Annotated in this window: 2 protein-coding genes; both read right to left on the bottom strand. The window is 60.0% G+C overall.

What is annotated here, in order from left to right; translation table 11 throughout:
• Positions 1-96: 96 nt before the first annotated feature.
• Positions 97-9,132, bottom strand: coding sequence for a calcium-binding protein (locus tag ACQ66H_RS11050; RefSeq protein WP_430435620.1), 9,036 nt, complete (start codon positions 9,130-9,132; stop codon positions 97-99).
• The gene (locus ACQ66H_RS11045; protein WP_430435619.1) at positions 9,021-14,837 is read right to left on the bottom strand and encodes a S8 family serine peptidase; all 5,817 of its coding nucleotides are present in this window, start codon (positions 14,835-14,837) and stop codon (positions 9,021-9,023) included. Before ACQ66H_RS11045 ends, ACQ66H_RS11050 begins: the two co-directional genes overlap by 112 nt.
• Positions 14,838-15,233: the final 396 nt, after the last annotated feature.

Raw genomic sequence — 15,233 nt, 5'->3', positions numbered from 1 at the left:
CCATGCTCCAGTTCCAAGTACCGCTCGTACGATCGCTTGTGCGGCCAGAGGTAGCGGGGCGACGGCCCTGCTACCTCTGGCGTGTGGGCTACACCTTTATTGCCAGCTACTTGCCAACACCGGTTGGAGCGCGCTGACCTGAGCGGCCGACAAGGCGGTTTGACCGAGCGGGGGAGGCGTCATCGATGCCATGGCGTTGACCAGTGCCTGCACCTGGGTATCGACCAGTATCTTGTCGCTGGCGGCGACCTGCTCGACGTGCCACTGGCTGCTCACATACCAGTTGGAGACCGTGAGCTTGTCGGTGGTGCCGATGACGCTGACTTCAAGATTGTTGCCGACCTTCTTGAACCACAGTTGATCGTGGGCGACGGTCGAATCGAAGCTCAGGACGTCCTCGTTGCCCACCGTGGTGTCGGAGTCCCAGATCGAGTCCTGACCGTGGCCGCGGGAGAAACGATAGGTGTCGTTGCCGACGCTGCCTTCCAAAATGTCGTTGCCGGCGCCCCCAATGAGAGTGTCCGCTCCAACGCCGCCCCTTAGAGAATCCGTGCCTGCGCCTCCGTCCAGAGTGTTGTTGCCCGAGTTGCCGAGGATCAGGTTCGCCAGATCGTTGCCGGTTCCGGAAACCGCGGAACCGGTGAGCATCAGATTGTCAACATGCGCCGCCAGCGTATGGTTGACGCTGCTTCTGACGGTGTCGAATCCTTGACCGGACAGTTCCACGACGGCGTCCGACACGTTATCGACGTAGTAGATATCGTCGCCGGTTCCTCCGACCAGTGTGTCCGCACCCGCGCCACCATCCAGCCGGTCGCTGCCATCAAGAGAGAAGCGCAGCGCCGAATTGGATGCGATCACACCCGTAGACGAGAGGGTGATGTTTATGCCATCACGCGCGCCGGTGCCCGCGCCGTAATCGAGTACCAACTGATCGGTGTTCGTCAGGTAATCCCTGCCATTGAAACGAAGCCGGTTGACATACAGATTGCGGTCCTGACCGGTTGCAGCGTCGTATGCATCATTCGTGAATACGACATCGACCCGGTGGGCAGCCGTCGCCGGCAGATTCGCTGCCGAAATCACGTACTCCTGGGTCGTGGTCGAAGTGACCTCGAAGGTCTGTGTCTTCACGCCGTCGATCCAGACTTCCATGAGAGGGGCGGCGCCAAGAGCGATACTTCCTCGCGCAAAGACGCTCAAGGTAGTCAGTCGCGCCGTGTTTCCGCTCGTCCCGGTTGCATCGCCGTAAAGTGTGTTTCCGCCCGAGTTGCCGACGAGATGGTTCTCCAGCGCGTTTCCGCGGCCATCGAGAGGAGTTGACCCTGTCAGAACGAGATTCTCGACCTCACTGCCAAGGGTATATGTGATGCTGGACCTGATCGTGTCTATACCGGCATTCGCATTTTCGATGACTTGGTCCGAAGCGGAGTTGACGACATATGTGTCATTTCCAAGACCGCCGGCCATTGAATCTGCACCCGCTCCGCCGTCGATCAGGTCAGCCTGGTTGCCCCCGTAGAGGTAGTCATTACCATCGAGGCCATAGATGCGGTTGGTGCCGCCGTTGTATCCGTTGATGTGATCGATGCTGCTGGTGCCGTTGGTGATGACGGTTGCCTTGATGTTCGCGTCGGTCCAAGTGACGCCGTTGCTGAACTTGAACTGCTCGATTTGCTGGCTGGTGCCGGTGAAGTAGCTGGACACCCGCACGCTGTCGGATGCGCCGTAGTTGAGCACGAGGTCGTTATTGACCCGGAGCAGGGCCGTGACCTCGGCGGAGGCGACGTTGGTGAATTCGACGGTGTCGAGATTGCCGACGGTGGCGTCGTTGTCGTCGATGGTGTCGGTGCCATCGCCCTTGCTGAAGATATAGGTGTCATTACCTTTCCCTCCAAGCAAGGCATCGGCGCCAATGCCACCCGCAAATAAGTTATCCAGTGCGTTACCGACGATCCGGTTGTTCTGGATGTTGCCGATACCGATGGTAGCGTTTCCAAGAAGAACCAACTCTTCTATGTTCAGTGCCAAAGAAAGGTTGATCGAAGATTCGACGCGGTCCCAGCCTTCGTCTACTGCTTCGATGACGACATCGGAAACGTTATCGATACGGAATACATCGTCGCCCGCTCCGCCTATCAACTGATCTGCCCCGGCTCCACCGTCTAGTGTGTCATTACCGGCTCCGCCATTGAGCGTGTTGTTGGCGGAGTTGCCGATGAGGACGTTGGCCAGGGTGTTGCCGGTTGCGTTGATGGCGGTCGTGCCGGTGAGGGTCAGGTTCTCGACGTTGGCCCCCAGGGTGTAGGAGACCGAGGCCATGACGGTGTCGGTACCTTCGTTGAGGGCTTCGGTGACCACTTCCGTGGTCACATCGACGATGAAGTTGTCATCGCCTGCGCCGCCGTTGAAGGCATCCGTACCGGCACCGCCGTCGAGCGTGTCATTGCCTGCACCACCGGTCAGTGTGTTGGCAGCGCTGTTGCCAACGATGATGTTGTCCAGCGCGTTGCCAGTACCGTTGATGATTGCCGTGCCGGTGAGGGTCAGGTTCTCGACGTTGGCACTGAGGGTGTAAGTCGCTGCACTCTGAACGAGATCGGTGCCTTCACCGGCGTACTCGGTAATGACGTCGGTCGAGACATCGACGACGTAGGTGTCGTTGCCGCTGCCTCCGATGAGGGTGTCCGAACCGGCGCCACCATTGAGGGTGTCGTTGCCGGCCCCTGCGGTCAGGACGTTGGCCACGCCGTTTCCAGTGAGCACGTTGTCCAGCTCGTTGCCGGTGCCGTTGATCACACCCGTGCCGGTCAGCGTCAGGTTCTCGACGTTGGCAGAGAGGGCGAAGGTGACTGAACTCTGGATCAGATCGATCCCTTCGTTGGCGTTCTCGGTCACCACGTCGGCGATGTTATCGACCACATAGGTGTCGTTGCCGTCGCCGCCGATCATCGTGTCGGCGCCCGTTCCACCGCTGAGCACATTGCTGGCGGCGTTGCCGGTGAGCACATTGTCCAGGGTGTTACCGGTTGCGTTGATGGCGGCCGTACCGGTGAGGGTCAGGTTCTCGACGTTGGCACTGGCGGTGTAGGTGACCGAGGACAGAATGGTGTCCAGTCCGGCCGAGGCCGCTTCGGTGACGACGTCGGTGGCCACATCCACGACATAGGTGTCGTCGCCGGCACCACCGACCAGCGTGTCAGTTCCGGCTCCACCGTCCAGAACGTTGTTGCCGGCATTGCCGGTCAGTGTGTTGCTGGCGCTGTTGCCCGTGGCGTTGATGGCGGCCGTACCGGTGAGGGTCAGGTTCTCGACGTTGGCCGAAAGCGTGTAGCTGGCCGAACTCTGCACGAGGTCGGTTCCCTCGTTGGCGTTCTCGATGATCGAGTCGGCACCGTTGTTGACAACGTAGGTGTCGTTGCCCGCTCCGCCGATCAGCGTGTCGATGCCAGCGCCCCCGTCGAGGACGTTGGCCACGCCGTTTCCAGTGAGCACGTTGTCCAGCTCGTTGCCGGTGCCGTTGATGGCCGCTGTGCCGGTCAGTGTCAGCTTCTCGACATTGGCCGAGAGGGCGAAGGTGACCGAACTCTGCACCAGATCCGTACCTTCACCTCCAGCCTCAGTAACAATCTCATTGGACACTTCGACGATGTACGTGTCGTCGCCACTACCACCGATGAGCGTGTCTACTCCGGTCCCCCCGTTGAGCGTGTCGTTGCCGTCGCCGCCGCTGAGGACATTCACACCGGAATTACCGGTGAGCACGTTGTTCAGTGCGTTGCCGGTGCCGTTGATGGCGGCCGTACCGGTGAGGGTCAGGTTCTCGACGTTGCTGCCCAGGGTGTAGCCGATGGCACTCTGGACAAGGTCGGTGCCTTCGCCCGTGGCTTCGCTTACCAGGTCGCCCAGGTCGTTGACCACATAGATGTCATCACCCTGACCACCCAGCATGGTGTCCGCACCGGCTTCGCCATTGAGCGTGTTGTTGGCGGAGTTACCGATGAGGACGTTGGCCAGGGTGTTGCCGGTTGCGTTGATGGCGGTCGTGCCGGTGAGGGTCAGGTTCTCGACGTTGGCCCCCAGGGTGTAGGAGACCGAGGCCATGACGGTGTCGGTACCTTCGTTGAGGGCTTCGGTGACCACTTCCGTGGTCACATCGACGATGAATTTGTCATCGCCTGCGCCGCCGTTGAAGGCATCCGTACCGGCACCGCCGTCGAGCGTGTCATTGCCTGCACCACCGGTCAGTGTGTTGGCAGCGCTGTTGCCAACGATGATGTTGTCCAGCGCGTTGCCAGTACCGTTGATGATTGCCGTGCCGGTGAGGGTCAGGTTCTCGACGTTGGCACTGAGGGTGTAAGTCGCTGCACTCTGAACGAGATCGGTGCCTTCACCGGCGTACTCGGTAATGACGTCGGTCGAGACATCGACGACGTAGGTGTCGTTGCCGCTGCCTCCGATGAGGGTGTCCGAACCGGCGCCACCATTGAGGGTGTCGTTGCCGGCCCCTGCGGTCAGGACGTTGGCCACGCCGTTTCCAGTGAGCACGTTGTCCAGCTCGTTGCCGGTGCCGTTGATCACACCCGTGCCGGTCAGCGTCAGGTTCTCGACGTTGGCAGAGAGGGCGAAGGTGACTGAACTCTGGATCAGATCGATCCCTTCGTTGGCGTTCTCGGTCACCACGTCGGCGATGTTATCGACCACATAGGTGTCGTTGCCGTCGCCGCCGCTGAGGACATTCACACCGGAATTACCGGTGAGCACGTTGTTCAGTGCGTTGCCGGTGCCGTTGATGGCGGCCGTACCGGTGAGGGTCAGGTTCTCGACGTTGCTGCCCAGGGTGTAGCCGATGGCACTCTGGACAAGGTCGGTGCCTTCGCCCGTGGCTTCGCTTACCAGGTCGCCCAGGTCGTTGACCACATAGATGTCATCACCCTGACCACCCAGCATGGTGTCCGCACCGGCTTCGCCATTGAGCGTGTTGTTGGCGGAGTTACCGATGAGGACGTTGGCCAGGGTGTTGCCGGTTGCGTTGATGGCGGCCGTACCAGTGAGGGTCAGGTTCTCGACGTTGGCCCCCAGGGTGTAGGAGACCGAGGCCATGACGGTGTCGGTACCTTCGTTGAGGGCTTCGGTGACCACTTCCGTGGTCACATCGACGATGAAGTTGTCATCGCCTGCGCCGCCGTTGAAGGCATCCGTACCGGCACCGCCGTCGAGCGTGTCATTGCCTGCACCACCGGTCAGTGTGTTGGCAGCGCTGTTGCCAACGATGATGTTGTCCAGCGCGTTGCCAGTACCGTTGATGATTGCCGTGCCGGTGAGGGTCAGGTTCTCGACGTTGGCACTGAGGGTGTAAGTCGCTGCACTCTGAACGAGATCGGTGCCTTCACCGGCGTACTCGGTAATGACGTCGGTCGAGACATCGACGACGTAGGTGTCGTTGCCGCTGCCTCCGATGAGGGTGTCCGAACCGGCGCCACCATTGAGGGTGTCGTTGCCGGCCCCTGCGGTCAGGACGTTGGCCACGCCGTTTCCAGTGAGCACGTTGTCCAGCTCGTTGCCGGTGCCGTTGATCACACCCGTGCCGGTCAGCGTCAGGTTCTCGACGTTGGCAGAGAGGGCGAAGGTGACTGAACTCTGGATCAGATCGATCCCTTCGTTGGCGTTCTCGGTCACCACGTCGGCGATGTTATCGACCACATAGGTGTCGTTGCCGTCGCCGCCGATCATCGTGTCGGCGCCCGTTCCACCGCTGAGCACATTGCTGGCGGCGTTGCCGGTGAGCACATTGTCCAGGGTGTTACCGGTTGCGTTGATGGCGGCCGTACCGGTGAGGGTCAGGTTCTCGACGTTGGCACTGGCGGTGTAGGTGACCGAGGACAGAATGGTGTCCAGTCCGGCCGAGGCCGCTTCGGTGACGACGTCGGTGGCCACATCCACGACATAGGTGTCGTCGCCGGCACCACCGACCAGCGTGTCAGTTCCGGCTCCACCGTCCAGAACGTTGTTGCCGGCATTGCCGGTCAGTGTGTTGCTGGCGCTGTTGCCCGTGGCGTTGATGGCGGCCGTACCGGTGAGGGTCAGGTTCTCGACGTTGGCCGAAAGCGTGTAGCTGGCCGAACTCTGCACGAGGTCGGTTCCCTCGTTGGCGTTCTCGATGATCGAGTCGGCACCGTTGTTGACAACGTAGGTGTCGTTGCCCGCTCCGCCGATCAGCGTGTCGATGCCAGCGCCCCCGTCGAGGACGTTGGCCACGCCGTTTCCAGTGAGCACGTTGTCCAGCTCGTTGCCGGTGCCGTTGATGGCCGCTGTGCCGGTCAGTGTCAGCTTCTCGACATTGGCCGAGAGGGCGAAGGTGACCGAACTCTGCACCAGATCCGTACCTTCACCTCCAGCCTCAGTAACAATCTCATTGGACACTTCGACGATGTACGTGTCGTCGCCACTACCACCGATGAGCGTGTCTACTCCGGTCCCCCCGTTGAGCGTGTCGTTGCCGTCGCCGCCGCTGAGGACATTCACACCGGAATTACCGGTGAGCACGTTGTTCAGTGCGTTGCCGGTGCCGTTGATGGCGGCCGTACCGGTGAGGGTCAGGTTCTCGACGTTGCTGCCCAGGGTGTAGCCGATGGCACTCTGGACAAGGTCGGTGCCTTCGCCCGTGGCTTCGCTTACCAGGTCGCCCAGGTCGTTGACCACATAGATGTCATCACCCTGACCACCCAGCATGGTGTCCGCACCGGCTTCGCCATTGAGCGTGTTGTTGGCGGAGTTACCGATGAGGACGTTGGCCAGGGTGTTGCCGGTTGCGTTGATGGCGGCCGTACCAGTGAGGGTCAGGTTCTCGACGTTGGCCCCCAGGGTGTAGGAGACCGAGGCCATGACGGTGTCGGTACCTTCGTTGAGGGCTTCGGTGACCACTTCCGTGGTCACATCGACGATGAATTTGTCATCGCCTGCGCCGCCGTTGAAGGCATCCGTACCGGCACCGCCGTCGAGCGTGTCATTGCCTGCACCACCGGTCAGTGTGTTGGCAGCGCTGTTGCCAACGATGATGTTGTCCAGCGCGTTGCCAGTACCGTTGATGATTGCCGTGCCGGTGAGGGTCAGGTTCTCGACGTTGGCACTGAGGGTGTAAGTCGCTGCACTCTGAACGAGATCGGTGCCTTCACCGGCGTACTCGGTAATGACGTCGGTCGAGACATCGACGACGTAGGTGTCGTTGCCGCTGCCTCCGATGAGGGTGTCCGAACCGGCGCCACCATTGAGGGTGTCGTTGCCGGCCCCTGCGGTCAGGACGTTGGCCACGCCGTTTCCAGTGAGCACGTTGTCCAGCTCGTTGCCGGTGCCGTTGATCACACCCGTGCCGGTCAGCGTCAGGTTCTCGACGTTGGCAGAGAGGGCGAAGGTGACTGAACTCTGGATCAGATCGATCCCTTCGTTGGCGTTCTCGGTCACCACGTCGGCGATGTTATCGACCACATAGGTGTCGTTGCCGTCGCCGCCGATCATCGTGTCGGCGCCCGTTCCACCGCTGAGCACATTGCTGGCGGCGTTGCCGGTGAGCACATTGTCCAGGGTGTTACCGGTTGCGTTGATGGCGGCCGTACCGGTGAGGGTCAGGTTCTCGACGTTGGCACTGGCGGTGTAGGTGACCGAGGACAGAATGGTGTCCAGTCCGGCCGAGGCCGCTTCGGTGACGACGTCGGTGGCCACATCCACGACATAGGTGTCGTCGCCGGCACCACCGACCAGCGTGTCAGTTCCGGCTCCACCGTCCAGAACGTTGTTGCCGGCATTGCCGGTCAGTGTGTTGCTGGCGCTGTTGCCCGTGGCGTTGATGGCGGCCGTACCGGTGAGGGTCAGGTTCTCGACGTTGGCCGAAAGCGTGTAGCTGGCCGAACTCTGCACGAGGTCGGTTCCCTCGTTGGCGTTCTCGATGATCGAGTCGGCACCGTTGTTGACAACGTAGGTGTCGTTGCCCGCTCCGCCGATCAGCGTGTCGATGCCAGCGCCCCCGTCGAGGACGTTGGCCGCGCTGTTGCCGGTGAGCACGTTGTCCAGCTCGTTGCCGGTGCCGTTGACCACGCCCGCGCCGGTGAGCGTCAGGTTCTCGACGTTGGCGCCAAGCGTCTGTGTGATCGAGGAAAACACTCCGTCGATACCTTCGGCGACCTGTTCGGTAACAGCATCCCCGACGTTGTTGACGTAGTAGGTGTCGTGCCCGGCGCCGCCCATCATGATGTCGGCGCCACCACCGCCCACAAGAACGTCGTTGCCGTCGCCGCCGATGAGGACATTCGCTCCGGAATTGCCTGTAAGCACGTTGTTCAGTGCATTGCCGGTGCCGTTGATGGCAGCCGTACCGGTGAGGGTCAGGTTCTCGACGTTGCTGCCCAGGGTGTAGCCGATGGCACTCTGGACAAGGTCGGTGCCTTCGTTGGTGTTCTCGGTCACCACGTCGCCGATATCATCGACAACGTAGATGTCGTTGCCCAGACCCCCTCTCATCGTGTCAGCGCCGCCGCCGCCGTCGAGCGTATTGGCGTTGGAGTTTCCGGTCAGGGTATTCGCGAGAGCATTTCCGGTTCCATTGACGGCAGCGGTGCCTGTAAGCGTCAGGTTCTCGAGGTTTGCACCGAGTGTCCAGCTTCCTTGCGTAATGACCGTATCGGAACCTTCCGCGGCGTTCTCGGTGATGACGTCAAGCACCGAGTTGACGACATAGGTGTCGTCTCCTGTGCCGCCGACAAGCGTGTCGTTGCCAGCACTGCCATCCAGCCAGTCATTGCCAGCTCCGCCGGTCAGCACGTTGTTGCCGGAGTTTCCGGTCAGTGCGTTGTCAAGATCGTTTCCTGTACCGGACACCGCTCCCGGCATCAGCACAAGGTTCTCGATGTTGGCACTCAAGGTCAGGTTGATACTGGAATAGACGGTGTCCTGTCCGGCACTGAGCGCTTCGACAACAATGTCTCCACTCGAGTCAACGATGTAAATGTCGTTCCCGAACCCGCCCGTCAGGGTATCGCTTCCACCGGCTCCATCCAGAATATTGTCGCCAGCGTTGCCCGTAATGAAGTTGTCGAGACTGTTGCCCGTTGCATTGATGCCGTCGATACCCGACAGCACCAGGTTCTCAATCTCTCTTCCGAGGGTGTACGACACCGAGGAATGTACGGTATCGACGCCTTCACCTGCCAACTCGAGAATGCTGTCCGATTGATTGTCACAAGGTAAGTATCGTTCCCCGCGCCACCAAGCAAGGTATCTGCGCCGCCCTGACCATCAAGGACATTGTCGGCGGCGTTCCCGGTAATACGATTGGCGAGGGCGTTCCCTGTTCCATCAATGGCAGCGGTGCCGACCAACACCAGGTTCTCCACGTTTGCGCTCAACGCGTAGCTGACCGCACTGCGTACGGTATCCACCCCGCCACCCGGCAACTCGTCAACCGTATCGCCCGCGTTGTTGACCAGATACGTGTCGTCTCCCGTGCGCCCCGACATGAAGTCAGCACCCAGACCGCCATCCATCTGATTGGCGCCGGCGTTCCCGTAAAGATCGTCATCCGTAGGGCTACCGCGAACGAGACCAGGAACTTCGGCGAATTTGAAGTGGGCGGCGTTCAATTGCGCCGCAGACACGCCGCGCATCGTGACGTACAGCGTCTGCCCGCTTCCGTCATCCGCGCTCACGCGCGCATATGCAATCCCGTTGATGGTCCAGGTGGATATCGTCAGATCTTCGAAACCACGAATCCAGTCGATTGCACTGAGATCGACCAGTTCGCCCGTCTGACCCGGATCAAAGTCGGCAATCAGATTGTCGGCCGACACCGCGCTACCGATGATCGAAATACCGCCCGTACCGGTTCCGTCACGGACCAGCTTGAAAACATCGGCGCCTGCGCCACCGATACGAGTACCGTAGAAATCGAAGTTATTGCCTGACACGGTGCCCAGATCACCGTCGAGAACAATCAGATCGTCCCCCGCGTCACCGTTCAAATGGTCCTGACCGGAACCGCCAATCAGGACATCGTTCCCGTCTCCGCCGTACATCTCGTCGTCACCACTGTCGCCGACGAGTGTGTCGTCGCCGTTCTGACCCTGTAATTCGTCATTTCCGCTGCCGCCGGTCAGGTAGTCCCTCCCGTCGCCTCCGACGAGCAGGTCATCTCCGGCCCCACCTTGCAACCAATCCGCCCCCGGTGTGACACTTCCATCGTCGCCGAACAGACGGTCATTGCCATCTCCACCGTCAAGCAGGTCGTTGGTTGTCGTGGCGCCCAATTCATCATTACCGCCGAGCGCGAAGTAGCTAAGATCGCCAAGATTGTTTGGCAAAAGTCCTACCTCGGCTCCACTTGTGCCAATCCCATAAGCCGGATTGCCGAAGTAGGCAAGATAACGATCAAGCGTGAGGGCATCGCTGAAGAACGCGAAATTCTGCTCGCTGATCTGGCCGGGCGACACGTTCTTGAGCAGTACGCTTTGTCCGCCGCCAAGCTGCAGACGCGTGTTTGCGCCTTCCTGGACGGTCGATATCTGACTGAAGTCGGTGATGTGGCTGAATCCGACGAGCAGGATTTTCTCGTTACCGGCAGTCGCGGAGAAGTCATTCACCGTGTCGGTACTGCCATCGTCCTTGTAAATGACAAACAGGTCGCCCCCGGCGCCACCAACATACGTATCGTTGCCCTTTCCTCCATCCAGAAAATCGACGCCGTCCCCGCCGCTCAAGGTGTCCGCACCACGCCCGCCCTGCAGTCGATTGGACAAGGCGTTGCCGGTCAGAGTGTCGTTTCCATCGCCGCCGAAAGCGAATTCGATGTTTCCGTTGATCGTCAGCGCTCGGCCGGCAATCGTGCTGGAGCTGCCGTTGTTCAAGTTGATGACCGATCCACTCGAAACGGCCGCTGCGTTGATGGTGTCGATGCCACCGTTTGTGTCGGTCAGACCTGCCCGCGAGGTGCCCGGCGCACTCGTGAACTCGTCGGTATAGAAATAGACGTCGTCGCCAACGGTCGAGGTTATCGGCGTGGTGCCGTCCTGACTCGCGCCTATGTCCGTCTCGTTCAAGTCCGAGCCGTAAGCATCGATCCGCCAGCCGTTGAGCACGCCTCCACCTCGTCCCGAACGGTCGGTGATGCGCAATTGCCAGTTTCCTTGCGCATTTTCTCCATAGTCGTGTGTGGTGTTGAAGTTGTAGAGCAGTTGTCCTGACGACGCATTGCCTCCAGGATTACTTGCCGACGTTCCAGGATTCGCAACGAGTTTGCTGATCACTCCCGACGGTGCGATCAGCTCTACCGTCAGGTCTCCCCAGTTTGAGTGCGTTAGATCGAGACTGATGCCAACGTTTTCGATACGCAGACCGGCGCCAAGCGAAAGGGTACGGGTAACCACCGATCCGTCGGCAATGGCCAGACCGAGCCCGGTTCCACTGGCCAGACTGCCTTCGGCATTCTGAAGTTGGCGTTCGTTGTACAGCGTGTGCTGTCCCTGCCATGTTTCGGCCAGGCGCACTGCCGCTCGTGCATCCACCTGGCCAAAGCCGTAGTCATGGCTGGTGTGCATGCCACCGCCGTTCCAGTTCCTGGCGGCATTCCATACCGTGTCGGTGTTCGGGTCGTTCACCTTTCGTGCTGTCAGCGCCAGGATCTGCTGTACGTCGCGCCAGCCCAGGTCCGGATTTGCTTCCAGCATCAAGGCGACGACGCCCGAAACGACCGGGGTGGCGAAGCTCGTTCCCTCGGTTGTGCTCGTATCGCTACCGAAAACCGTGCCGTCGTCATTCATGAGCAGACGGCTGGTCAACTCCACATTCGAGCCTGGCGCAGACACGAGAATTGACGCGCCGGGGGCACTGAACGGTGTCTGGCCGATGGTCAGCGTCGAGATATCGCCCTGCGCGTTGATCGCTCCGGTCACGATAGACCCGCGATTCGCCGACAAAAGATCGTAGTTGGTGTTTCCGCCACTCTGTCTATCATTTCCGCCGGCCACAACGATCACTGTCCCGAGCCCGTTCCGTCCTTCGGCAAGTGCACTGACGATGCCGCTCGGGAGCGAGTACACCGGGTTTGCAACGAATACGAAGTCGTCGGTGACCCCCCAACTGTTGTTGACCACATCGAAATTCTTGAGGTGGGCCATCGCGGCTTCAACATCGCTCACCGAAAGCGGCGAGGACGAGGTGGTGGCGTCGAAGGAGGTGTTTACCGTGTAACCGGCAAGCTTGGCACCGTAGGCCACACCCACCACACCTTCGCCGTTACGCGATGCGGCAATCACGCCTGCAACCAGCGTCGCGTGCTGACTGAAGTCGGTCACAACCGGATGGGCAAGGTCGTTCAGCCATGCCGTATCGGTGCTTGGCGAAAGATCCGGATGACGATAGTCGAATGTCGTGGTGCCGGCGGAAAATGGACCGGATGTCTCGAAAACTCCAACCCGCACACCCTTTCCGGTGTAGTCCTGCCATACAGGAATGACATTGATGTCCGACAGATACCACTGCTCGGTAAATGCGCTGTCGATGGGCATGTCTGCGGTCTTGATGAAGACCTGACCGCGCATTTCGGCCGCATTGCTCGTGCCGACCTGAAATGCGGTGGCACCGGGGGTGCCATCCGTATCCGCAATCTTGTACTTGAAGCTCATCACGCCAGTGAAACCGGCTGTGGGCGTGAAGGTGAGTTCGCCCGCAGCGGTAAGGGTAGGGGTCCACTCCTTGGTTGTGGCGTTGTAGGTGCCGGCGACAGTGCCGCCTATGACGTCGCTGATGGTGGTGATGCGCAGCGTGTCCGCCTGCCAGTCGCGGTCGTTGGCGAGCAGGTCGGCCACCTTTATGAGCTTGGGCCCGCTGCGGTCGGCAATCGTGACCACGTCCTGGACGGGGAACGGGTTGTCCAGCGTGATATCCACGGCGGACACATCGGCGAAGTTCAGCTTCTCGATGTTGGTGAGCATGTCCGCGCCGTCGCGGCCCGCCTTGGTGTTGACGACCCGCCATGCGGTATCGGACAAGCGGGTGATGCGGTAGTCGGCGAACGAACCGGAGAACTCAGCCATGTCGGTGCCTTCACCGCCGTCCAGCGAATCGTCACCCTGTTGCCCCTTGAGCACGTCGTTGCCATCGCCGCCCGCGAGCCGGTCGTCGTCCTGCCCGCCCTCGATCAGGTCATCGCCCGAGCCGCCCAGCAATTGGTCCTGACCACGCCCGCCGCGAATGACGTCATTGCCAGCGCCGCCATCAATAAGGTCGTTGCCGTTTTCGCCGGAAAGCCCATCGTTCGCCGCCCCTCCGATCACGATATCGTCGCCGTCGTCGGCGCGCACGAACACACTGCTTCGCCCGCCGCCGATGAAAACGTCGTCACCGGTGCCGCCCGCGACCACTTCGACCCCAGCCTGGGCCATATTGAGTGTTACGCCCTCCGAGCCCACGACCTGCACCATGTCGAAGCCGTCACCGGCATCGATGTTCTGCTGCAGATCGGCGGCGTCGATGATGAGCATGTCGTCGCCATCGCCGGCATCAAAACTGTCCGAGCCTTGACTGCCTACGAGCCAGTTCGCGCCGGCAGTGCCGATCAGCACATCGTTACCGACGTTGCCATAGACGTTGGCCACACCCAGTGCGGCTGCATCCAGTGTGGCGCCTGTGGTCAAGGCCGAGACATGCGTGCTCTGGCCATCCTCGGAACTGACGTTGGCGCCGCCGACCACCGCGCTCGAAGTGTTCCCGGCCGGATTGGCGATGAAACGTGCCGCCTGTGCCTCACGGGTCTGCCCCGCCATCACGAAAGATCCGGTGGCCAGCACTTCGTTGCCGCCATTGATCAGCCCGGACTGCGCCGCCGCCAGAAGGTTGATCGAGGTGATGCCCAGAGAGGCAAAGGTCTTCAATTCGCCAGTGTCGGTCTGCCCGTCATGATCGGCATCGACCCACACCTTGACGTTGTTCCATGCCGTATCGGCCGAAGTGAACTGGTTGTCCCCATTCGAATCCAGGCTCTTGAGCGCTGCGAAGCCATCGGCAAACGGTTTGGAACCAGATTCGCCGTCCGTACCGGCGGAGCCATTGAAGTACTCGGACATCGTTTCGTGGATGCCATCGATCACGCCGTCGTCATCTATGTCCATGACCACGATGCCGTCTTCGGCGCTGACCCAGCCGGTCAATTCCTTGCTGCCGCCGTCGTGGTCGATATCGAACAACACCGGCGCCTCACCGAACGACGTAAGGCGGACGCCGTCACCATTCAGATCGAGCACCAGCGGATCAACGGGAGTCCAGAAACGAGCGCTTGAAGCCTGTTGATTGGTGTAAGCAGCCTGAAGGTTGACGAATGTCAAATCCAGATAACTGCTCGGTAGATTCTTCCAACCATCGAAATTAAGCAGATTGCTGGCGCCAGGCGCCCAATCCCCGGAGAGAATTGCATTCGCGGCTTGCTGTGCGCCGGTGGCGGTATTGACGTTGCCCACACCCTGTAGCAGATAGACGCCGGCATTGATAAGAGTGGCGTTGTCTGCATTTGGAGCGTTAGAGGGGTCAGTTGCGCCCGACCCGCTTAAAGGGCTAGTTGAACTGTTATTATGTAGATTAAAGCTATTGACGGAAGTCTCCGACATGGATCCTGAGCCATTCGGCGTTAATAGAATCGGCTCCGTGCGTGTGAGACTCCATTCACTCCCGCTTTGGCCCTCATCAACGAAAAGGAAAGACAGGCTTGGGTCCTTGCGTTCATATATGAATTGGGTGCCCTGTCCAAGACCATCAATAAGCCGATCCGTAACTTGGGATTTCCCATCTCCGTAGATCATCACTCCATTGAGGCAGGCGGCAATTGTTTCGCTACTGGTAAATGTATAATTTATTCCATTTGAAACGCACGTATTGACCCCGGTTAGAGGATTTTCGGCCAATCTGATCCTTACATCGCCCGATGGGGTATTGAGAACGACCTCTCCCTCGGAATTAACTGCTATGCCCCCTGAATAACCGGGTATATAGGCGGTTCTTTGACCGTTTATTCCAATATCAACCCTGATCCCAGCCTGGGTATAACTTACGCTCTCTCCGCTTGATGAAAAAGTGGTTTGGCGCAGCAAACTACCGGTTGAATCAAGGATTGATGTTATATAAGGAGATTCTGCGCCATCTTGGTTGTAAACAATAAACCCACTTAATCCACCAGTACCGTCATCTACCGCTTCAAC

The organism is Methyloversatilis sp. (assembly GCF_965284615.1).
In the GTDB taxonomy this organism is placed as follows: Bacteria; Pseudomonadota; Gammaproteobacteria; order Burkholderiales; family Rhodocyclaceae; genus Methyloversatilis.
The sequence above is the reverse complement of the archived record's forward strand: the minus strand, read 5'-3'. Positions and strand labels throughout refer to the sequence as shown.